18 protein-coding genes are annotated in these 20,266 nt (G+C 73.6%); 5 read left to right on the top strand and 13 right to left on the bottom strand.

Translation table 11 applies throughout. The features are described 5' to 3' along the window. Window positions 1–54 precede the first annotated feature (54 nt). Complete coding sequence (locus tag IF83_RS0103405; protein ID WP_030542507.1) at window positions 55–1,272, top strand: MFS transporter; 1,218 nt, start codon at window positions 55–57, stop codon at window positions 1,270–1,272. Window positions 1,273–1,339: 67 nt separating this feature from the next. Then, the gene (locus tag IF83_RS33590) at window positions 1,340–1,576 is read left to right on the top strand and encodes a hypothetical protein (protein ID WP_158710989.1); all 237 of its coding nucleotides are present in this window, start codon (window positions 1,340–1,342) and stop codon (window positions 1,574–1,576) included. Between the two features lie 56 nt (window positions 1,577–1,632). Here IF83_RS33590 and ssuE read toward each other — a convergent pair whose 3' ends face one another. The 8 genes from ssuE to IF83_RS0103360 form a co-directional block, all read right to left on the bottom strand. Then, window positions 1,633–2,154 carry an NADPH-dependent FMN reductase gene (ssuE, locus tag IF83_RS0103395; RefSeq protein WP_030542505.1) on the bottom strand — a complete coding sequence of 174 codons (522 nt, stop codon included), beginning with the start codon at window positions 2,152–2,154 and terminating at the stop codon, window positions 1,633–1,635. Window positions 2,155–2,228: 74 nt separating this feature from the next. Next, window positions 2,229–3,092 (bottom strand): PAS domain-containing protein, encoded by an 864-nt coding sequence (locus IF83_RS0103390; protein WP_030542504.1) that lies wholly within the window; start codon window positions 3,090–3,092, stop codon window positions 2,229–2,231. A 100-nt stretch (window positions 3,093–3,192) separates the two neighbouring features. Next, a complete protein-coding gene (locus tag IF83_RS0103385) occupies window positions 3,193–3,927 on the bottom strand; it encodes a thioesterase II family protein (RefSeq protein ID WP_030542503.1) in 735 nt (244 codons plus the stop codon). 25 nt (window positions 3,928–3,952) lie between these two features. After that, window positions 3,953–4,183 (bottom strand): hypothetical protein, encoded by a 231-nt coding sequence (locus tag IF83_RS0103380; protein WP_030542502.1) that lies wholly within the window; start codon window positions 4,181–4,183, stop codon window positions 3,953–3,955. A gap of 39 nt (window positions 4,184–4,222) precedes the next feature. Next, the gene (locus IF83_RS0103375; protein WP_030542501.1) at window positions 4,223–4,792 is read right to left on the bottom strand and encodes a hypothetical protein; all 570 of its coding nucleotides are present in this window, start codon (window positions 4,790–4,792) and stop codon (window positions 4,223–4,225) included. A gap of 73 nt (window positions 4,793–4,865) precedes the next feature. Further along, the gene (locus tag IF83_RS0103370; protein ID WP_078843115.1) at window positions 4,866–6,113 is read right to left on the bottom strand and encodes an acyl-CoA dehydrogenase family protein; all 1,248 of its coding nucleotides are present in this window, start codon (window positions 6,111–6,113) and stop codon (window positions 4,866–4,868) included. Beyond that, on the bottom strand, window positions 6,110–7,795 hold the full coding sequence (locus IF83_RS0103365) for an amino acid adenylation domain-containing protein (RefSeq protein WP_051722407.1): 1,686 nt from the start codon (window positions 7,793–7,795) through the stop codon (window positions 6,110–6,112). Before IF83_RS0103365 ends, IF83_RS0103370 begins: the two co-directional genes overlap by 4 nt. Window positions 7,796–8,169: 374 nt before the next feature. Beyond that, window positions 8,170–9,030 carry an AfsR/SARP family transcriptional regulator gene (locus IF83_RS0103360; protein WP_279617208.1) on the bottom strand — a complete coding sequence of 287 codons (861 nt, stop codon included), beginning with the start codon at window positions 9,028–9,030 and terminating at the stop codon, window positions 8,170–8,172. A 715-nt stretch (window positions 9,031–9,745) separates the two neighbouring features. Between IF83_RS0103360 and IF83_RS0103355 the strand changes: the two genes are divergently transcribed. Both IF83_RS0103355 and IF83_RS0103350 read left to right on the top strand, forming a co-directional pair. After that, the gene (locus IF83_RS0103355) at window positions 9,746–10,135 is read left to right on the top strand and encodes a hypothetical protein (protein WP_030542497.1); all 390 of its coding nucleotides are present in this window, start codon (window positions 9,746–9,748) and stop codon (window positions 10,133–10,135) included. 259 nt (window positions 10,136–10,394) lie between these two features. After that, window positions 10,395–13,055 carry an FG-GAP-like repeat-containing protein gene (locus tag IF83_RS0103350; protein ID WP_244176803.1) on the top strand — a complete coding sequence of 887 codons (2,661 nt, stop codon included), beginning with the start codon at window positions 10,395–10,397 and terminating at the stop codon, window positions 13,053–13,055. Between the two features lie 118 nt (window positions 13,056–13,173). On the opposite strand, the gene IF83_RS0103345 is transcribed toward IF83_RS0103350, so the two are convergent. The 3 genes from IF83_RS0103345 to IF83_RS0103335 all read right to left on the bottom strand — a co-directional run bounded on the left by IF83_RS0103345 (window position 13,174) and on the right by IF83_RS0103335 (window position 15,411). Next, a complete protein-coding gene (locus tag IF83_RS0103345) occupies window positions 13,174–14,307 on the bottom strand; it encodes a PP2C family protein-serine/threonine phosphatase (protein WP_030542495.1) in 1,134 nt (377 codons plus the stop codon). Window positions 14,308–14,573: 266 nt separating this feature from the next. After that, window positions 14,574–15,014 (bottom strand): SPW repeat protein, encoded by a 441-nt coding sequence (locus IF83_RS0103340; RefSeq protein WP_030542494.1) that lies wholly within the window; start codon window positions 15,012–15,014, stop codon window positions 14,574–14,576. A 40-nt stretch (window positions 15,015–15,054) separates the two neighbouring features. Beyond that, window positions 15,055–15,411, bottom strand: a complete 357-nt coding sequence (locus IF83_RS0103335; protein WP_158710988.1) for a hypothetical protein — start codon at window positions 15,409–15,411, stop codon at window positions 15,055–15,057. A 195-nt stretch (window positions 15,412–15,606) separates the two neighbouring features. Here IF83_RS0103335 and IF83_RS29800 point away from each other — a divergent pair, with 195 nt between their 5' ends. Continuing rightward, the gene (locus IF83_RS29800; RefSeq protein WP_051722406.1) at window positions 15,607–16,044 is read left to right on the top strand and encodes a hypothetical protein; all 438 of its coding nucleotides are present in this window, start codon (window positions 15,607–15,609) and stop codon (window positions 16,042–16,044) included. 244 nt (window positions 16,045–16,288) lie between these two features. On the opposite strand, the gene IF83_RS0103325 is transcribed toward IF83_RS29800, so the two are convergent. Beyond that, window positions 16,289–17,188 carry a universal stress protein gene (locus IF83_RS0103325; protein WP_051722405.1) on the bottom strand — a complete coding sequence of 300 codons (900 nt, stop codon included), beginning with the start codon at window positions 17,186–17,188 and terminating at the stop codon, window positions 16,289–16,291. 132 nt (window positions 17,189–17,320) lie between these two features. Further along, window positions 17,321–20,140, bottom strand: a complete 2,820-nt coding sequence (gene adhE / locus IF83_RS0103320; protein WP_078843112.1) for a bifunctional acetaldehyde-CoA/alcohol dehydrogenase — start codon at window positions 20,138–20,140, stop codon at window positions 17,321–17,323. Window positions 20,141–20,266: the final 126 nt, after the last annotated feature.

Raw genomic sequence — 20,266 nt, 5'->3', positions numbered from 1 at the left:
CGATTGGCAGATTAACGGAAGTGCGACAGGGCTTCCACGGACGACCATGGCGCCATGCCAAGGAACAAGTCGATCGTCCTGCTGTCGGTCGGACATGCCTGTGTGGACGTCTACCAGGGCGCCGTGGCGGCTCTGGTCCCGTTCTTCGTCGCCGAGCGCGCCTACACCTACGCCGCGGCCTCGGGGATCGTCCTCGCCGCCAGCCTGCTGTCCTCGGTGGCGCAGCCCCTCTTCGGCGCGATCACCGACCGGCGCCCCCTCCCCTGGCTGCTGCCCGTGAGCACGGTGGCCGGCGGGCTGGGCGTGGCCCTGAGCGGGATCAGCGGCTCGTACGCGCTCACGCTGGTGTTCGTGGCCCTGTCCGGCATCGGGGTCGCCGCGTACCACCCGGAGTCGGCGCGGGTCGCCCGGGTCGCGAGCAGGGGCAGCCACCGCTCCATGGGGTGGTTCTCCCTGGGCGGCAACATCGGTTTCGCGGTGGCTCCTCTGCTGGTCACCGCTGTGATCGCCACGGGCGGACTGCGGTTCTCCCCGCTGCTGATCCTGCCGGCGCTCGCCGGCAGTGTGCTGACGCTGCCGGTGCTGCGGGCGCTCGGCGGGGCGTCGTCCGCCCGCGGCGGTCCGGCGGCCGCGGAGGGCCGGGACGACTGGGCGTCGTTCGTCCGGCTGTCGCTGGCGGTGGTGTGCCGGTCGGTCGTGTTCGTCGGGATGAGCACGTTCGTCGCCTTCCACGCCCGGGAGCAGACGGGCGGCGGTACGGCGATGGGGACGGCCGCGCTGTTCGTGCTCTATCTCGGCGGTGCCGTCGGCACGGTCCTCGGCAGCCGGCTGGCCCACCGCTGGGACCGGGTCACGGTGGTGAGCACGTCGTACCTGGTCTCGGTCGCGGCGGTCGCCGGCGTGGTGTTCGTACCCGGCCCCGCGATCTACCTGTTCGTGGCACTGACCTCGATCGGGCTGTACGTCCCGTTCTCGCTGCAGGTCACGCTCGCCCAGGACTATCTGCCCACGCGCGTCGGAACGGCCAGCGGGATCACTCTCGGCCTCATGGTCAGCGTCGGCGGCCTGACCAGCCCCGTCATCGGCACCGTCGCCGACGCCACCTCGCTGCGCACGGCCCTCATCCCGCTGATCGCGATGCCCGCGCTGAGCTGGCTGCTGTTCCGCACCCTGCCCGAACCGGCCGTGCCGAAGCCGCTGTCGGGGGGCGGCGGCGAGGAAGCCGCACGGGAGGCCGGGCGGGAAACCGCGCAGGAGGCCGGGAGCCGCTGACCCGCCGTGTCGCGGGTCTCCCGAGCACCGGACCAGTGCATCGGACCAGTCACGGAAGGACGACGACGTGCGACCAGCAGTGAGCCGGCCCATGACGTCCCCCGCGCCCACCCCCGTCCCCGACCCCTGCCCGCTGGCCGCCTGGGGCTGCCGGGCCGGGCTGCGGCAGCCCGGCTGGCGGGTGATGTCCAGTCATGTCACGTCCGGCGGCCTCGTCGAGTACTGCCGCTGCGCGTGTGCGGCCCTGGTGGTCCTGGACGAGCACGGCGTGGCCGCCTTCGCGGCGGCGCCCCACCCCGCCTAAGGGCTGTGGCCGGGGCGACGGCCGCCGCCCCGGCCCTCCGGCGGGTGGGGGCCGGCTCAGGATGCCGAGACCAGGGACTTGCAGAACTGTTCGATCACGTCGTCGAGCAGCCGCGTGCTCTCCGGGAGCAGCCGCGGCAGGCCGTCCTGACAGGTGAGGTGCTCGTCGGACAGGAAGAGACTCTGCACCACGTGCCGGGCGCCCAGCGCGTGCGCCACGGGCCGCAGGGCGTAGTCGAGGACGAGGAGATGGGCGAGGCTGCCGCCGGTGGCCAGCGGCAGCACGGTCTTCTGCCGGAATCCGTACCGGGGCAGCAGGTCCAGGAAGGTCTTGAGCAGTCCCGAGTAACTCGCCTTGTACGTCGGTGTGGCGAGGACGATGCCGTCGGCGCGCGAGACCTGTTCCACGGCCTCGGCGATGGCGGGATGCGTGACGTCGGCGTTCAGCAGCGGCGCGGCCGGCAGGGTGCGGACCCTGAGGTGCCCGGTGTGCCACTCGTAGTCGGCGAGGCGCCGCGCCACGTGGTCGCCGATGGCTTCGGTCTTGGAGGTCGCGGACGGGCTGCCGGATATGACCAATGGGGGGGGGGGGGGGGGGGGGGGGGGGGGGGGGGGGCCCCCCCCCCCCCCCCCCCCCCCCCCCCCGCCGGGTGTCAGGACGGCCAGCCGAAGGCGCTGATGGTGTCGCGGGCGCGCTGCGGCTCCGGGTCGCTGAAGACGAAGCACCGGGTGTTGGTGACGCTGCCGCCCTCGGCCTGGGCGGTGGAGAAGATCAGCACGGGCTGCGGGGCGCCCTCCCTGGTCAGGAAGTTGGCCCGGAAGTTGATGATCGGCGAGTCCTCGTCCCAGCGGCCGAGGAAGTCGTCGAGCAGCCCCTGGTCCTCGTAGATGGTGCGGATGTGCCCGCCCACGTACTCGGACGGCGCGGAGGTGTACCCCACGAGCGCCACATCCGCCGGGTTGGCGTGCATGACCTGGCCGTTGACGCCGATCAGGTGGATCGCCACCGGGGCGGCCTCGTAGAACTCCCGCAGGACGTCCGCGAGTTCCTTGGTGGGAGCCAGGGCGGGCAGCGGACGCTCGTTGACGGCGCGGATCCAGGAGGCGGCGTCCGAGGTGACGTCCTCGGCGCTGTCGTTGGAGACCGGGAGCCGCTCGCCGAGCTCCGGCCGGCTCACCCAGTGGACGCGCGTCTCCTCACCGTTGCCGGTCAGCACGGCGTTGACCCGGGCGGTCCGCTCGGGCCCGCCGTCGGCGCCGCGGTAGGTGACCTCGGCGTTCTCGACCGGCTGTCCGTCCTCCAGCCGCCGGACCAGGGTCCGGAGGCCGTCCTCCGCGCCGTCGAGCAGGAGCCGGCCGCCGAGGTGGTCGGCCTCCCCGCCCATCAGCACGGACTGCGCCCGGTTGTGCAGCACGACGGCGCCGGAGCGGTCGGTGACCGCGATGCCCACCGAGCTGTTCGCGACGACGTCGATCAACTGCTCGACCGAGGGGGTGTTCTGCTGGTCGTTCGGCATGGCTGACTCCATTTCCTTGCGGAGGGACGGGGGAGATCGGTGCCGGGAAAAGATCCGCGAGGCCGGCTCGCGGGCCGGTTCGGGGCCGGTTCGGGGCCGTTCATTCCGGGTGCGGAACCCGCTCCGGATGCCGGCTGCGCTCGACGACGCGGGTGATGACGTCCGCGATCGCCCGCTGACCGGACAGGTAGTAGTCGTGACCGCCGCGGAAGGTGAACAGCCCGAGGTACGGGCCGCTCGTGAAGTCCTTCCACCGCTCCATCTCGCCGGGCCGGGCGAACGGGTCGGAGGTGCCGCACAGCAGGGCCAGGGGGGCCCGCACCGTCCGGTGGCCGGTCCGGTACTCGCCCCGCAGGCGCAGGTCCCGGTCCATCCACGGCTCCCCCTCGCCCTGCCGCCGGTCCGGCGCCCGCAGGGCGGCGAAGGCGGTGGCCAGCAGCGGCCGGGGCGTGCTGCCCGGCTCGCGGGCGCCCGACACGGACAGGCTCGCGGCCCCGCCGCCGGGCCGGGACTCGCAACGGAGCGTCAGTTCGTAGGCGTACAGGGCTCCCAGGCTGTGCCCGAAGAAGTGCAGCCGCCGGCCGGGCACGGTCGCGGCCAGATCGGCGGCCCACCGGTCGGCGGCACCCTGCACGGAGCCGGGTGGCTCCTCGTCCGCCAGCCGGCCACGCCCCGGCGTCTCGCAGTGCACGGCGGGCAGGGTGTCCGGGAGGAGCTCACCGATCGGGAGGTACGGCGAGGTGACGCTGCCCGCCGGCGGCAGGAACACGACGACGTCGCCGGCGTCGCCCACATCGCCCTGGATGACCAGGGATCGTCCGGTTCCGGTGCTCATCGCCGCTCCTCCCGCGGGCCGGCCGTCACGAGAAGAAGGTCTGCTCGATGCTCTTGAGCGTGCGGAAGGCGTCGAGGCTGACGTCGTCCGACCCCAGCGCCGTGCCGCGCAAGTCCTCGATGAAGAGGACGAGTTCGACGAACTGCAGGGAGTCGACGATGCGTGAGTCGATGATGTCGGTCTCGGGCCGCAGTTCCGTGAGGTCGGGATTGCGCTCGAGGATCCAGTCGCGTACGTCGGTCCAGGTCGCTGTCATCAGCTCTCCTCGGTGGTGTCCGGCGTCCGGCCGGCCGGGTCACTGCCCGGCGCGGGCGGTCAGGCCGGCGATCGCGTTGAACGCCCCGACGCGGTCGGCGACTTCGGACGCCAGCGCGAGGTCCCCGGGGCTGAAGGCCCCCCGCCGGTGGGTGGCCTGCCGTACGAGGACGAGGTGGCCGCCGGACAGCCCGCGGTAGGCGAGGGAGAGAACGACCGCCGAGTCGCCCCCGCCCTCGCGCAGCAGTTCCAGGTGGCGCGGGTCGGTCTTGGCGGCCAGCCCCTCGTGCTCGCTGATGACGAGCTGCCGCCCGCCCGCCTCGGCGGCGAGGCCGCGCAGGGTCCCGGCGACGGCCGTCAGGTCCTCCGTGCCCCGGAACACGGCCTCGCCGAGCGCGGGCGCGGGGTCCAGCAGGACGGCGGTGGCGAAGAACGGCACACAGGCGCGGGCCACCGCCGGGGCGACGTCCGCCGCGTCCCCGGTGTCGCGGACGGTGGCGCTGACGTGCGCGACGAAGCCCAGGGACTCCTCGGCCGCTTTGCGTCCCGCGATGTACTTCAGGGCGGTGTTCCAGTTCTGGGTCGGGCTTTCGGCGGTGTTTCCGGGCATGACGGCTCCTCGGAGGGTGAATGCGAAGGGATGCGGGCGGATGGAAGCGGAGGGCCGCGGCGGCGGCCGGCGGTCAGGCGAACCGCACGTCCGGGTCGAGCAGGCAGAGCCGCCCGTCGGCCAGGTGCAGCCGGTCGTTGCCGTAGTTGAGGGCGGCGGAGCGCAGATCGCGCAGGGCCTTCTCCAGCCGGGTCGGCGAGTCCCGGAGGTAGCCGTGCCGGAGGCCCAGCGCGTCGACGAGCTCGTCGACGGCGGCGTGGCACTCCTCGGCCGCCGTGATCTTGAGGTTGTTCAGGAGCAGCTGGTGGCCGGTGACCGACCAGTCCGTCCCGGACTCGGCCAGCGCCTGGGTCCGGCGCAGCAGCGCGTGGACGGTCTCCAGCCGCTGCCGGGCCCGGGACAGCCGGGTGAGCAGCAGCTCCGAGCCCAGGTCCCGGCCTTTGCGTCCGGCCGGGTCGCGCAGCAGGCGCAGCACCCGGGCCAGGGCCCCGGAGGCGGTGCCCAGCCAGACGGCGGACCAGCCGATGTGGGCGAGGGGGCCGAAGACGGACTGCACGATGCGGTGGAACGCGCCGTGTTCGCCGACCACGTGGTGGGCCGGGATCCGGCCGCGGAGCTTCAGCGGCGGACTGTGCGTGGCGCGCATCCCCATCGGGTTCCACTCCCCGGTGACCTCCACGTCGAGCTGGTGGCGGTGGGCGTAGACGAGGGAGACGTGGTGGTCCGCCGTGGCGTACGGGCTGCGCATGGTGATCAGGAAGCCGTCCGCGGAGGTGCCGCCCGTCGAGATGGGGACGGTCCGGTCGACCTCCAGGGTCCCGTCCGCCTCGTGCAGCGGGGCCTCGGACCGGAACAGGTCGGCGCCCTTGCCGCTCTCGGTGGTCACGGACGCCAGGTACAGCTTGCCCTCGGCGAGGAGCGGGATCAGTTCCTCCCGCAGGGGTGACGCGGCGTGCCGCACCACCGCCTCGGCCTGCTGGCAGTGCATCACGAAGATCATGGCCAGGGACATGTCGGTGCGCCCGAGCACCATGCCGGCCTCGACCAGGTCGTCGAGGGTGCCGCCGAGGCCGCCCTCCTCCCGGGGCACCTGCAGGCCGAGCAGACGGGTGGTGCGCAGTTCCGCCAGGGCCTCCGCGGGGAACGACGCGTCCCGCTCGGTGCGGTCCAGGTGCCGTTCGGCGACCCGGGTGACCGCCGCGAGGCGTTCGGCCAGGTCGGGGACGCCGGACCGGCCCGCGTTCCCGGACGCCCCCGCCGTCCCCGCCCCCGTCACCGCTGTCGCTGTCGCTGTCGCCGCCGTGCTGGTTGCCGTGGTCATCGCGCCTCTTTCCGGGTGTGGGCCGTGGCCGCCGAGAGCGACCGGTGGTCGATCTTTCCGTTGCGGCTCAGGGGCAGCGCGTCCCATCGCCGCCAGTGCCGCGGCACCATCACCGGGGGCAGGGCCGCGACGAGCGCCTGCCGCAGTTCCTGCCGCGGCACCTCGGTGCGCAGGGTGTAGTGGGCGACGAGTTCGCTCAGGGCGCCCTCGTCGGAGACGGTGACCGCGCACTGCTCGACGGCGGGGTGCCGGCTGAGGACGGCCTCGATCTCGCCGAGTTCCATCCGGACGCCGCCCACCTTGACCTGCCGGTCTCCGCGCCCCAGGTAGAAGAGGAACCCGTCCTCGACGCGGGCGAGGTCGCCGGTGCGGTAGATCCGGCCGGTCGGGGAGTCCGGGTCGAAGGGGTCGCGGAAGAAGGCGCGTCCGGTGGTGGCGGGGTCGTTGAGATAGCCGAGGCCGACGCAGGTGCCGCCGACGAACAGCTCGCCGCTCTCCCCCGGTTCGGCCGGCCGCCAGGTGCCGTCGCCGGCCGGAAGCAGGACGTGGAGGACGCAGTTGGCGACGGGCGTGCCGACGGGCAGCCGGGGGCGCCCCAGGTCGGCGCGGGTCACGGTGTGCAGGGTGACGTCGTCGGAGCACTCCGCGGGCCCGTAGGCGTTGAGGAGGGACACGTGCGGGAGTGCGTCGAGCACCTGCTCCGCCAGGGCGGGGTACAGCTCCTCGCCGGTGGAGAGCAGCCACCGCAGCTTCGGCAGCGCCGGTCCCTCCCGGCGCCGTGTCTCCTCCACGAGCCGGCCGACGACGGTGGGCACCAGTTCGACGACGGTCACGCCCGCGGTGTCGAGGGCGTCGGCCAGCCAGCGGGGCATGCGCATGGCGGCGTCGTCGAGCACGACGACCCTGCCGCCGACCAGGAACGGGCAGAGCATCTGCCAGATCGAGATGTCGAACACCAGCGGCGCCGAGAAGGCCACCGCGTCCCCGGGCCCCAGGGACAGGTCGGCCGTCTTGGACCACAGATGGTTGAGCAGCCCACGGTGCTCGATGGTGGCGCCCTTGGGGCGGCCCGTGGTGCCCGAGGTGAAGATCGTGTACCGGGCCTCGCCGGAGCGGTCGCCGTACACATCCTCGTCCAGGGGACCGGGCCTGCCCTCCGTGGGCAGGCTCAGGATGCCGAGCCCTTCGGCGCCGGCGGCCGAACGCGCGGCCGAGGCGGCGCCGCCGGAGTAGTCGAGCAGCAGGGCCGGCCCGCTGCGGTCCAGCACGTCACGGACGCGGTTCTCCGGCCAGCTCATGTCGATCGGCAGATACGACGCCCCGAGGCTCTCCAGGGCCAGGAAGGCGACCGGCGTGTGCGCGCTGCGCGGCCCGACGGCCGCGACCACGTCACCGGTCCGCACCCCGCGGTCGCGCAGCGCGTCTCGCGCCGAGGCGACCCTGGCGACCAACTGTCCGTAGGTCAGCGTGCGTTCGCCGTCGAGGACCGCGCAGGCGTCCGGCCGGGTCCGGGCGTGCCGGACGACGTGGGCGAGGAGCGCGGTCCTCGTGTCGAGCGCCGCCGGGTTGCGCAGGGCCAGCTCCCGTGCCCGGGTGACCGCGCCGGGCGCCAGGGGGAGTTCGGGCCGGAGCCATGGTGCGGGGCCGGCGGTGGGGTACGGGGACGGGGCCTGGCTGCTCAAGGTCCCTCCAGGGTCCGTAGGGGGCGAGAGGCAGGACGGCCGGCCGCGCTCAGCCCCGGATCCCCGGCCGGCCGCTTCCGGCCACTGGACGCGAACGGGGCTTCCCCTGGCGGGGCCGTCTGCGCCGCAAGCCTGGCAAACCCCTGTCGAGACCCTGTCGGAAGCGAACCCCAGAAGCATTCGACGTCGAGCCTGGAAACGGCAGAGCCGCTGGTCAACGGGGCGCTTACGTTCGCCGGCACGCCCACGGCGCGTGCGGGCCCGCCGGGGGGAAAAGGAAAAGGCCCGCCCCGGGAATCCGGGCGGGCACTGGTGCGGAGGGCGGTGACCGCGCCCGCTCCGCAGCCGGCCGTGGCCTGCCGCGGAGCGGGGGTTCACACGGCGCCGGGCTCCGAACTGAGGATGGCGAGCTGGAGCTCCCGGAGCGAGGCGCCGGGCTCGATGCCGATCTCGCTCACCAGCCGGGTGCGCAGGGTCCGCAGCACCCCCAGGGCCTCGGCCCGGCGGCCGCCGAGCGCGAGCGCGCGGACGTACTGGGCGTGCAGCCCCTCGTGGAGCGTGTGCTCGGTGGTCACCGCGGCCAGCTGGGTGACGGCCCGCTGGTGCAGGCCGGCCCTGATCTGCGCCTCGGCACGGATCGCTATGGCGTCGAGCCGGGACTCCTCGAAGAACCGCCGCTTGGAATGGAGTACGGGCCCCTCCGGGGTGTCGGCCAGGGCGTCGCCCCGCCACAGCGCCAGGGCGGCGTCGAGCAGTTCGATGCCGGCCGCGCTGCCGCCCTCTTCCAGCGCCTTGGTCCCGAGGTTCTTCAGCCGCTGGAACTCCAGCCAATCGAGGCGGATATGCGTGCTCTTCAGTCCATAGCCGCCCGCCCCGGTCACCAGGACCTCCCGGGCGACGTGAGCGGGCGAGCGGCCGGTGAGTTGGGAGAATGTCTTTCTGCAGTTCAGTATGTAGGTCTGCAAGGTGCGCAAACCGGTCGCCGGGGGCCGTTCCCCCCAGAGTTCGCGCATCAGGGCGTGCACCGGAACCACGTGGTCGGCGTGGACCAGCAGCATGGCCATGACCGTGCGGACCTTCGGCGCGATCGCGACACCTTCGGCCGTCGCGGAGACACCCAGATGCAGGGGTCCGAGAACTCCGCCGTGAACTTCCGCTCCGCCTTCCCCGGCTACGGGGCGTTCTTCCGCCGACGGCCTCGGATTGCGTTGGTACAAAAGCTTCGAGCGATCCACCAGTCCCCCAATTCGGATACAGATGCCGGTGACTCATCGACAATCACTGAAGCAGCAAGAAACATACACAGCGGTTTCCAGGTCAACCAGACGTACTCGGGGGGCCCGTGGCGCTAAAGCTACGAAAGACCTTTGTATGCAAAGCGCGTGACAGCGGAGGACCAAAGCCCGTTTCACCGCCTTGTGCGGCAATTGTCGCCGGAACGGCGGACCCGCCCGGAGGCCGGGAATCGCCCCGGGAACACGGCGCCCCTTCCGCGTGACGCCCCCTTTGCCCCGGTCACCGGGCGGATGGACGCGCGAGTCCGGCCGCGCGGCACTGAAATGGCGCAATCTGTACCGGGGGAACCGCAAGCCGGCCCACCGGTTCGCCACCGGCCGCGCGCCTGGCCGGAACCGCCCCACCGCGCACCTCCGATGAAACCTCCCGGTTTCACGGCCGTAATGGTTGCCGGGCGTCCGCCCGGGCCGCCGCACATCCGCGCCGGGCACCTCCTGAGCTGCGATTCGACATTCTCTCCAACCGTTTCTCGAACGGTCTTTGCCACACTTTCACCGCACCCCCCCGGCCCCGCTTCCGGCCGAATCCCCGGCGGTCTTTTTCCGGCCCCGGAGATCCAGTCCGGCCCTCACCGGCGGGCCGCTCGTCCGCGGCCGGACAGCACGTGGACGGCGCAGGCAGTCGCAGGCAGTCCCAGGCAGGAGACGACTCACCATGCCCGACGCGGACACCTCACCCGGCGTGGCCCACCAGGCGCGGCAGCGCCGGCGGGAGACCGCCCTTCAACGGCAGGGCCTCGCCCTCCGGTTCACCCTGATCATCGGCGACGGCCGGCTGGCCGGGGCCGTCCGGGTCGCGTGCCACCAGGACACCGTGACGGCGGAGTTCCCCGGGGTCTCCGTCCGCGTCAACCTGTCGGGACCGCTGTCCGGAAAGCACGGCGGCGTCGTCCTCAACTGCCGCGCGTCCTACCGCTCCACCGCATCCGGCCCGCGCGAGACCACCCGCGAATGGCGGCGGGTCCTGACCGGCCGGCCGGGCGCACCGCACCAGCGCGAGGCGCTCCTGCGGGAGATCCTGGCCGCCGCCCGCTTCCGCCCCTGAGCGGTTCGCGGCTTACGGCGGCTTACGGCGGCTTACGGCGGCTTACGGCGGCTTACGGACCGACCGGGCCGTGAGCGACGTCACACCACCCCCGCACGAAGTGACGTTTCAGCAGGCGACGGCGCTTTACAACAGGCCACCCGCACAACGGGTGAGCCCATAAGCGAACTCTGCGAGGGGTGGGGCAGTGAGCCCGCGTACAACGCATGCGTACCGACCGCTGAGCCTGAGACGAAGAGCCTGGCTGACTCTTGGCGCCGTGGTCCTGGGAGCCGGAGGCGCCGTCACCTACGCCGTCGCCGGCCCGGACGACGACCGGGCGGAGGCCGGGAAGGCGAAGCGCCCGGTCTCGGTGCACGACATCGCGCTGAAGGACACCGGACAGGGCAAGCGCGGCCTGCCGCGCACGGACACCGAGCCCTTCTCCCTCCTCGGCGTCACCTGGACCGGCGCCGCGAAGAAGCTCGACGGCAGCGCGCAGGTGCGCACCCGGAACAGCGACAGCGGGGAGTGGGGGCCCTGGCAGGACCTGGACGCCGACGAGTCGCATCCGCCCGAGGCCAAGGGGCCCGGTGTCCGGGGCGGTTCGGAGCCGCTGTGGGTCGGCCCCTCCGACGGGGTCGAGGTGCGGGTCGCGGCCGCGGACGGCGCGTCCTCCGCCGGACTGCCCAAGGGATTGAGGATCAGCCTGGTCGACCCCGGGGTCTCGGCGGCCGAGGCGAGGAACAGCCGGTCCGGGCTCGACCCGGTGGCCTTCGCGGCCGAGGAGACACCGTCGGGGAGCCCTTCCCCCGGTGCGACGCCCGGCGAGACCGCCGCACCCGGCGAGTCCCCGGCGGCCACCCCGACCGGCAGCGCCGCTCCCACCGACAGCGCCGCACCGACCGGCACCGGATCGCCCACCGGCACCGCCTCGCCCACGGACTCGGCGTCGGCCTCCCCCTCGCCCACCGCGACCGTGCCGGAGGCCCCGCCGTCCACCGTCACGCAGCCGCCCGTCATCAGCCGGGCCGCGTGGGGCGCGGACGAGTCGATGGTGGAGGAACCGCCCACCTACATCGAGAAGGTGGAGGCGGTGTTCGTGCACCACACGGTGGGCACGAACAGCTACAGCTGCGCCGAGTCCCCGGCCCTGGTGCGCGGCATCATGGCCTACCACGTCGAGTCCGAGGGCTGGAACGACCTCGGCTACAACTTCCTGGTCGACAAGTGCGGCCGGGTCTTCGAGGGCCGCGGCGGCGGGATCGACCTGCCGGTGACGGGTGCCCACACCTACGGCTTCAACAGCTACTCCACGGGCATCGCCGTCCTGGGCGACTTCCACGGCGACCCGGCGCGGGGCATCCAGCCCGGCAAGCCGACCCGGGCGGCGCTGGAATCCGTGGCGCGCGTCGCGGCCTGGAAGCTCGGCCAGTACGGCGGTGACCCGAGCGGCACGGTCACGCTGACCGCCAAGGCCGACACGGGCGTCTGGAAGACGGACGAGGAGGCCACGATCCAGCGGATCTCCGGCCACCGCGACGCCTTCGCGACCGCCTGCCCCGGCACCACCCTCTACGCGAAGCTCGGCGAGATCCGTCGCTTCGCCGCCTCCCCGGGCGCGAACTCGGCCGTCCCCACCTCGGACGTCAACCGCGACGGGATCAACGACCTGGTGGCCGGTACGCCCAAGACGTCCAGCGGCGCGGGCTCGCTGACCGTCGTGCCCGGCGGCACGGACGGACCGGTGGGCGAGGCCAAGCGCACCCTGACCCAGAACAGCCCGGGTGTGCCCGGCGGCTCCGAGTCCGGCGACGCCTTCGGTGCCGTCACCGCCTGGGGCGACGTCAACGGGGACGGACACGCGGACCTGGCGGTCGGCTCGCCCGGCGAGAACCTGGACGCGACGGACCAGGGCGCGGTCACCGTGCTGTACGGGCCGGGGCTGGACTCCGGGTCCATGTACACCACCACCGGCGTCACGAGGTCCGGCGCCAAGCTGGGTTCGGCCGTCGCGGTCGGCGACTTCGACGCCGACGGCAAGGCCGACGTCTTCTCCGCCGGCACCGGCAAGGGCGGCCACTGGAACGCGCGGCACACCGACGGCGCCACCAAGTACGGCACGCTCACCAGCGCCACCGGCGCCGTCGCCCACATGGACGCTGCCACCGCCGACTTCAACCGCGACGGTTACGCGGACGTGGCGCTCAACTACCGCGACGCGGGCGGCACCGGCCGGGTCACCTGGTTCAAGGGCTCGTCCGCGGGCCTGGTGAAGGTCAGCACGCTGTCCGTGCGCGGCGGCCGCTCGGTCGCCGCGGGGGACGTCAACGGCAACGGCTACGACGACCTGGTCATCGGCCAGGCGTACACGGCCGAGTCCGGCGCGAAGGCCGGCGGCCAGGTGACCGTGGTGCCCGGCACCTCGACCGGCTTCACGACGACCGGGATGAGGACCGTCCACCAGGACACCTCCGGCGTCCCGGGCGCCGCCGAGGCGGGCGACGCCATGGGCTGGTCCGTCTCGGCGGGCGACTACGACCTCGACGGTTACGCCGACGTCCTCGCCGGCCTGCCGGGCGAGGATCTGACCCGCAGCGGCACCGCCCGGAAGAACGCGGGCGCGACGCTGCTGCTGCGCGGCAGCTCCGCCGGCCTGACCGGCTCCGGGGCCCGCGCCCTCTCCCAGGACACGTCCGGCGTCCGCGGCGTCAGCGAGTCCGGTGACAAGGTCGGCTCCTCCGTGGTCCTCCAGGACCTGTCGGGCTGGGGCCGCGCCGATCTCGCCATCGGCGCGATGGGCGAGGACGGCGGCAACGGGACGATCCTCCAGCTGGACAGCGGCAGTTCGGGCGTCTCCACCTCCGGCGCCGTCTACTACGGCCGCGGCACGCTGGGGCTCCCCTCCGGTGCGGCGATCGGGCAGACGCTGACGCCGTAGGGCAGCGGCGACTCCGGGCCGCCGGTTCCGGCCGTCATGAGGACGAGCAGTGAGCAGAATGCTCGGAACGTCCTCATGACCGGTCCGGGACCGGCGGCCCGCGCCTGTGCCGTGCCCGTCAGGCCGAGTTCCCGGGAGGGTCGCGGGAGACGGCCAGCAGGGCCATGTCGTCGACCGTCCGGCCGCCCGTGTGCGCGTCGACGTCTTCGAGCAGTGCGTCGAGGAGGGCCGGCGGCCCCGGGAAACGGCGGCCGTTCAGCCGGGCCACCGGGTCGTAGAAGACCCCCTCGGAGTTCCGCGCCTCGGTGACCCCGTCCGTGTAGAGCAGCAGCGTGGCGGCGGGCGGGAAGGACACCACGGTCCCGCCCGCCTGCGGCTCCTCGCTCAGGGCCGCCAGGCCCAGCGGCAGCGCGTACGACCCCGGCTCCACCGGCCGTACGGACCCGTCGGCCAGGAGCAGCACGGGCGGAGGGTGGCCGCGGTTGACGATCCGCAGCCGGTCCGGCTCGCCGGCCGGGACCTCGGCGAGGACGCCCGTCACGAACCCCTCGCTCTCCTCCGCCCCGGCCCGCTGGTCGGCCTCCCGGCGCAGCGCGTTCTCGATCCAGTCCGCGACCTCCCCCAGATCCGGCACCCGCTCCGACGCCTCCCGGAAGGCGCCGAGCACGACGGTCACGGCGTCCACGGCCGACAGCCCCTTGCCGCGGACGTCGCCCACGAGCATCCGGACCCCGTGCGGGGTGCTCTGCACCGCGTACAGGTCACCACCGATGCGGGCGCCCGCGTACGCGGCCTCGTAGCGCACCGCTACGGACAGGTCACCGATCCGGGCCGGCGGTGACGGCAGGACGGCGATCTGGGCCGCCTCGGCGATCCGGCGGGCCGAGGAGAGCCGTATGACGCTGTGCCGCAGGGCGCTGTTGACGACCACGGACAGCAGGCCCACGAACACGACCGTGGCCAGCCGGACCAGCGCCTCGACCGTGCTCAGCCTGTCCCACCAGAAGACGAACACCGACATCGCCGCCAGCGCGACGGCCGATACGGCCAGCGTGCCGCGCAGGGTCCACAGTGCTGCGGCCGCCAGCGGCGCGGCGGCAAAGGTGGCGGCGACCGTGGTACCGCGCGGCACCACCGTATTGATGACGACCCCGGCGAGGATCAGCCCGTAGGGCACGACCCACGGTGCCCAGCCGAACAGCCCGGTGCGGCGGAGGCGCTCCCAGACGTCCTCACCGTTGCTGTCGCTCATCGGCCCGTGCCGCCCTCTCACCCTTCCGGCGTCCGTGCGCACCGGCTCCCCGGGCCCTCCGGCCCGCACCGCGGCACGTCCTCGCCCTCCAAGCTCTCGTCCGCCGGGCCCTCCGGCCAGCCGGTCGCGGCCAGACGGACGAGTCGCGGTGAGCCGCGAAAGGGCGTGACGCCGCAGGCGCCACGCCCTCAGGTGTGCGATCCGGTCGATCGGGAAGGGGCCCGGCGCGGGCCGGGGACCCGGCGCCGATCAGGCCGCCGGTCCGCTCACGTGCGCTGTCGCCGACCGCCTCCCGCCATGGCCGCGGTGGCAAAGGCCAGAAGTGTCGCGACGCCACCGGCGATGATGTTGGTCCACAGGGTCCTGGTCGTCGACACGTCCCCGACGACGACCCAGGGTGCGACGATCGTCCACAGACCGATACCGGCCATGGCCCAGCTCATGCCGTGCGTGCGGTCGTAGGCGTCGCCGCCCATGCCGCGCGCCAGGAGGACGAAGGCCAGACCCGCGATGAGGTTGGTCACCGCCAGCGCCGTCAGGCCGCTGAATCCGACGATCCAGGGCGAGGCGGCGATGAAGAGACCGGTCAGCAGGCTCAGGGCCTCGACCGCCTGGGCGGCCGGTGAGGCCACCGCCCGTTCGGACTGGGCCTGCAGGGCCATGATGTCGGGGTGCTGGGCGATGCTCGACGATGTCTGTGCGGTCACCTGGAACCCCTCCTTCCCTTTCGTCTGAAGTGCCTACTGCTTACGGCGTAACCGTGGGGTTCCCGGCCAAACACGACATGTCCACCGGATCGGGGCGCGGCGCCGCGGGGCGGACCGGCCCGGGGCCGGTCGGGGACCGGAGCCCGGTGCCGCCCGTGCCTTCCCCGGCGTCGAGCAGGTCCCGGCGGCCCGTGTGCTCCGCCTGGTCGGCGGCCGCGGTCTCCGGGTGGTGCAGATCGGAGGCCGGGGACTCGGCGCGGATGCGGGGCAGGGTGGTGCTGTTGTGGCGTCGCATCGCGACGTGCCGCTTCTTCCCGTCCTCTCCCCCGGTTCCGCGCGGCGGCGTGGGTGCGTCCGCCCCGTCCGCCCCGTCCGGCCGCTCTGTGACACGTCTCACGGCGAGCCGTATCGGGCGGCGGCACAGGCGAGTTGGACACATGACCCGGACGGTGCGGGGGTACGGGGATGCGGACGTGGCATGCCCGCTCGGGCCACGGGTACGCGCGCTCTCGGCCCACCGCGGCCGGACCGCCGACCGGTCCGCGCCTCACCGGCCGCACCGCACCCTCGTCGACAGCGAAGGAAGAACACCGTGGCCACGGCAACCGCGAACCCCCCGATCTACCAGCTCCTCGTCGAGGAGCACGGCGACGTGCTCGCCGCGACCCGGGACGCCGCCCGGGAGACGCAGCGCGCCGCGAGCGCCGCGCTGGACTGGAGCGATCTGCGGCCGGCCCGCGGAGCGAGGGAGCACGGGCGGACGGAGCAGGGGCGGACGGAGCACGGCGACGCCTCTCGCGAGCGTGCCCGGGAGAGCGCCCGGACGAGCGCCCCGGACCGCGCTCCGGAGTCGGAGCGGGGCCACGACGACGCGACGGACGGGACCGGAGCCCCGGAGAACGCGCCCGCGGAGGCCGGCGCCTCCACCGGCACCCCCGCGGCCGGGTCCTCGGCGGCCGAGACCCCGGCGGCCGGGACGGGGACCGACTGGTCCGACCGCTCGGAACAGCCGGAGCCGGCCGGGCACTGAAGACGGAACCGCTCACGGCCGGGACGGCGCGGCGCCTGCCCGTTCACGGCCCGCCGGACGAAGGCGCGGCACCCGTTCCGCCGCCGGCACGGCTACGGCCGCCGTGCGCGGGGCACGGCGGCCGTGGTGCGCGGTCGGGCGCGGTGACGATGACCACCGCTGCCCGCCTCGCGGTTCGGATGCCCGTTCTTCCCTTCCGTCATGCGCTCCTTTCCGTGGGTCCGGGGTGTCCCCCGCCGGGGTGTCAGTCGGTCGGGACCAGGACGACCGGGCAGTGGGCGTGGTGCAGCACCGCCTGGGTGACCGGGCCGAGCTGCAGCCCGAGGTGCCGGTGCGTCCGGTGGGTGGCCAGCACGATCACGTCGGCCGTGCGGCTGGCCTCGACCAGCGCGGGGGCCGCCGCGTTGCACTCGTGGTCCGCGATGACCTCCACGTCCGGGAACTCCTCCCGGAACGGCGCCACCTCGTAACGGGGCAGGGCCTCGGCCTCCTTGCGGAGCTCCTCGCCCTCCTTCGGCAGTACGTCGAAGGCGCCCATGTAGGCGCCGGCCGGCAGCGGCGGGTACAGCCAGGCGTGCAGGGCCCGCAGCCGGGCTCCGCGCCGGGACGCCTCCTCGAAGCCGAAGCGCACCGCGGCGCCGTCCTGGTCGGACTCCACGCCGACGACCACGGTGCCGCGCCCGTCGCTGCCGTCGGCCTCGCCGCGGACGACCATCAGCGGGCTCGCGCAGTGCGCGGCGACGCGGAGGCTGACCGAGCCGAGCAGCAGTCCGGCGAAACCGCCGTGGCCGCGGGTGCCGAGCACCGTCAGCGCGGCGGTCTCGCTGTGCCGCACCAGGGCCGGGACGGCGGCCTCGCTGGTGGTCACGGGTATGACCTCCAGCCCGGGGTGGGCCGCGCGGACCTTCTCGACCGCCTGGCCGACCATGGCCTGGGTCTCCTCGGCGAGCGTCGGCGGCTCGTGCGGGGTCTCGCCGGCCAGCGGCGGCGGGTTCCACGGCCAGCCGCACAGGACCTCCAGCGCGGTGTCGCGCCGGACGGCCTCCTCGGCGGCGCGGTCGAGGGCGCGGTACGACGGCTCCGAGCCGTCGAAGCCGACGACGACGCGGCCGCGGATGTCTTCGTTCTTGCCGGTGGCGGTCATGACGTTCCTCCCGAGTGATCAATACGGTGCCGCCGGTGCGGCAGTCGTGCGGCTGTTCCGTTGTGCTGTTGTGCGGTCCGGCCGGTCCCGGCCGGGGGCGGACGGCGCCGTCCCCGGCCGGGCCGCCCGGGGTTATCCGGCGTCCGGGACGACCCGGTCGCCGTAGTAGGCGGCGCGCATGATGGCCTGCATGTCGTCGAGCATCGGCATGCGCGGGTTGGCCGGTGCGCACTGGTCCTCGTAGGCGTTGAGCGCCTGCTGCGGCAGGGCCTCCAGGAAGGCGGTCTCGTCGACGCCGGCGGCCTTGAAGGACGGTTCGATGCCGGCCGCGTCGCGCAGCCGCTCGACCGCGGCGGCGTAGGACTCGACGCCCTCGGCGGGGGTGGCGGCCGGCAGGCCCAGGGCGCGGGCGATCTCCTGGAAGCGCTCCGGTGCCCGGTAGCTCTCGTACTTGGGCCAGCTGGTGAGCTTGGTCGGCACGGTGCCGTTGTAGCGGATGACGTGCGGCAGCAGGATCGCGTTGGTGCGGCCGTGGGCGACGTGGAAGGTGGCACCCAGGGTGTGCGCCATGGCGTGGACGATGCCGAGGAAGGCGTTGCCGAACGCCATGCCGGCGATGGTGCCGGCGTTGTGCACCCGCTCCCGCGCCTCCGGGCTGGCGGCCCGGTTGTTCACGGCCTGTTCGAGGTTCTCGAAGATGAGCTTGATGGCGTGCAGGGCGGGGCCGTCGGTGAAGTCGTTGGCGTAGACGGAGACATAGGCCTCGGTGGCGTGGGTGAGGGCGTCGAAGCCGCTGTCGGCGGCGAGGGCCGGCGGCAGGTCGGCGGTGAGCAGCGGGTCGACGATGGCGACGCTGGGGGTCAGCGCGTAGTCGGCCAGCGGGTACTTGCGGCCGGTCGCCGGATCGGAGATGACGGCGAACGGGGTGACCTCCGCGCCGGTCCCGGAGGTGGTCGGCACGCACACCAGGCGGGCGCGCTCGCCGAGGACCGGGAAGCGGAAGGCCCGCTTGCGGATGTCGGAGAACTTCTGCCGCATGTCGGCGAAGTCGATGTCCGGCTGCTCGTAGAGCAGCCACATCACCTTGGCCGCGTCCATCGGGGAGCCGCCGCCCAGGGCGATGATGGTGTCCGGCTTGAAGTCCCGCATCAGGGCGGCGCCGCGCTGCACGGAGTCGATGCTCGGCTCGGGTTCGACGTCGTCGATGACCTGGACGGTGACCGGCTGCGGCCGGCGCTGGAGGACGCGGTTGATCCGGTCGACGTAGCCGAGGCGGGTCATGGTGGCGTCGGTGACGACGGTGATCCGGTGGACGTCCGGCATGGAGGCCAGGTAGCGGATGGCCTGCGGCTCGAAGTAGATCTTCGGCGGCACCTTGAACCACTGCAGGTTGTTGTGACGGGTGCTCATGCGCTTGATGTTGAGGAGGTTGGCGGCCGAGACGTTGTTCGAGACGGAGGTCGAACCCCAGGAGCCGCAGCCCAGGGTCAGCGACGGCAGCAGGCTGTTGTAGATGCCGCCGATGGCGCCGTGCGAGGAGGGCGCGTTGACGATGACGCGGACGGTCTTCATCCGGCGGCCGTACGCCTCGGCCAGCTCCTCGTCGGCTGCGTGGATGACGGCGCTGTGGCCCTGGCCGTGGAAGGCGACCATCGCCGCCGCCAGGTCGAAGCCCTCGTCGGCGGAGCCGGCGCGCAGCACGGCCAGCACGGGGCAGAGCTTCTCGCGGGTCAGCGGCTCGTCGGCGCCGACGTGGTCGGTCTCGACGAGGATGATCGAGGTCTCCGGCGGCACGGTGAAGCCGGCCCGCTCGGCGATCCAGGCGGGGCTCTGGCCCACGACGGCCGGGTTGACCTTGGCCTCGCAGCCCTCGCCGCCGTCGGCGCCGGTGGGGAAGAGGAACGCTTCCAGCTTCCGCTTCTCCTCGGCGGTGGCCCGGTGGGCGTGCAGCTTCGCGAACTCCGCGAGCGCGGCCTCGTAGATCTCCTCGTCGAGGATGACGGCCTGCTCGGAGGCGCAGATCATGCCGTTGTCGAACGCCTTGGACAGGACGATGTCGTTGACGGCCCGGCGGAGCACGGCGCTGCGGTGCACGTAGGCGGGGACGTTGCCGGCGCCGACGCCCAGCGCGGGCTTGCCGGCCGAGTAGGCCGCCTTGACCATGCTGTTGCCGCCGGTGGCCAGGATCATCGCGACGCCGTCGTGGTGCATCAGCGCGGCGGTGCCCTCGATGGACGGCTTCTCGATCCACTGCACGCAGTGCTCCGGTGCCCCCGCCGCCACCGCGGCGTCCCGCACAACGCGCGCCGCCTCGGCGCTGCACCGCTGGGCGCTGGGGTGGAAGGCGAAGACCACCGGGTTGCGGGTCTTCAGCGCGAGGAGCGCCTTGAAGATGGTGGTGGAGGTCGGGTTGGTGACGGGGGTGACGGCCGCGACCACGCCCACCGGCTCGGCGATCTCGACGAGGTCCTCGATGTCGTCGCGGCTGATGACGCCCACGGTCTTGGTCTTGGCCATGCTGTGGGTGACGTGCTCGCACGCGAACATGTTCTTCGCGGCCTTGTCCTCGAAGACACCGCGGCCGGTCTCCTCGACGGCCATCCGCGCGAGCTGGGTGTGCTTGTCCAGGGCGGCGACCGACGCCTTGGCGACGATGTGGTCGATCTGCTCCTGGGTCAGGTATTCGTAGGCGGCGAGGGCCTTGAGGCCGTTCGCCACCAATGCGTCGACAGCGGAGGTGCGTTCGCCTGCTCCGCTGCCGGTTGCCGCGCCGCTCCCCGCCGCGCCGCCGCCAGCCGGGCCGCTGTCCGCCGCGCCGCCGGAGGCCGGGCCGGTGACCGCGCCGCCGGCGGGGGCCGGCTGGGCGGACTGGTCGGTCTTCGCGGGCTTGGCGGGCTTCGCGGGCTTGGCGGGCTTCGCGGCGGGCCGGGTGCCGGCGTCGTGTCGGGTCATTGCGGTGAGCCTCCGTCGTGGGGTCGCGTGACCGGTGCGGTCGCGGGGCTCGGTCCGGTGGGGCCGTGTCCCGGGGGCTGGTTGCCGCCCCTCGTCCATCAGACTTCCGCAGCGCCGGGCCCGCCC

The sequence above is a fragment of the Streptomyces albus subsp. albus genome (genome assembly GCF_000719865.1).
In the GTDB taxonomy this organism is placed as follows: domain Bacteria; phylum Actinomycetota; class Actinomycetes; order Streptomycetales; family Streptomycetaceae; genus Streptomyces; species Streptomyces albus_E.
The sequence above is the reverse complement of the archived record's forward strand: the minus strand, read 5'-3'. Positions and strand labels throughout refer to the sequence as shown.

Bases quoted from the DNA above. Each gene is read 5' to 3' on its own strand.
- IF83_RS0103405 (WP_030542507.1), top strand. From the start codon at position 55: ATGCCAAGGAACAAGTCGATCGTCCTGCTGTCGGTCGGACATGCCTGT.
- IF83_RS0103390 (WP_030542504.1), bottom strand. From the start codon at position 3,092: ATGCCGAACGACCAGCAGAACACCCCCTCGGTCGAGCAGTTGATCGAC.
- IF83_RS0103385 (WP_030542503.1), bottom strand. From the start codon at position 3,927: ATGAGCACCGGAACCGGACGATCCCTGGTCATCCAGGGCGATGTGGGC.
- IF83_RS0103380 (WP_030542502.1), bottom strand. From the start codon at position 4,183: ATGACAGCGACCTGGACCGACGTACGCGACTGGATCCTCGAGCGCAAT.
- IF83_RS0103375 (WP_030542501.1), bottom strand. From the start codon at position 4,792: ATGCCCGGAAACACCGCCGAAAGCCCGACCCAGAACTGGAACACCGCC.
- IF83_RS0103370 (WP_078843115.1), bottom strand. From the start codon at position 6,113: ATGACCACGGCAACCAGCACGGCGGCGACAGCGACAGCGACAGCGGTG.
- IF83_RS0103355 (WP_030542497.1), top strand. From the start codon at position 9,746: ATGCCCGACGCGGACACCTCACCCGGCGTGGCCCACCAGGCGCGGCAG.
- IF83_RS0103345 (WP_030542495.1), bottom strand. From the start codon at position 14,307: ATGAGCGACAGCAACGGTGAGGACGTCTGGGAGCGCCTCCGCCGCACC.
- IF83_RS0103325 (WP_051722405.1), bottom strand. From the start codon at position 17,188: ATGACCGCCACCGGCAAGAACGAAGACATCCGCGGCCGCGTCGTCGTC.
- adhE (WP_078843112.1), bottom strand. From the start codon at position 20,140: ATGACCCGACACGACGCCGGCACCCGGCCCGCCGCGAAGCCCGCCAAG.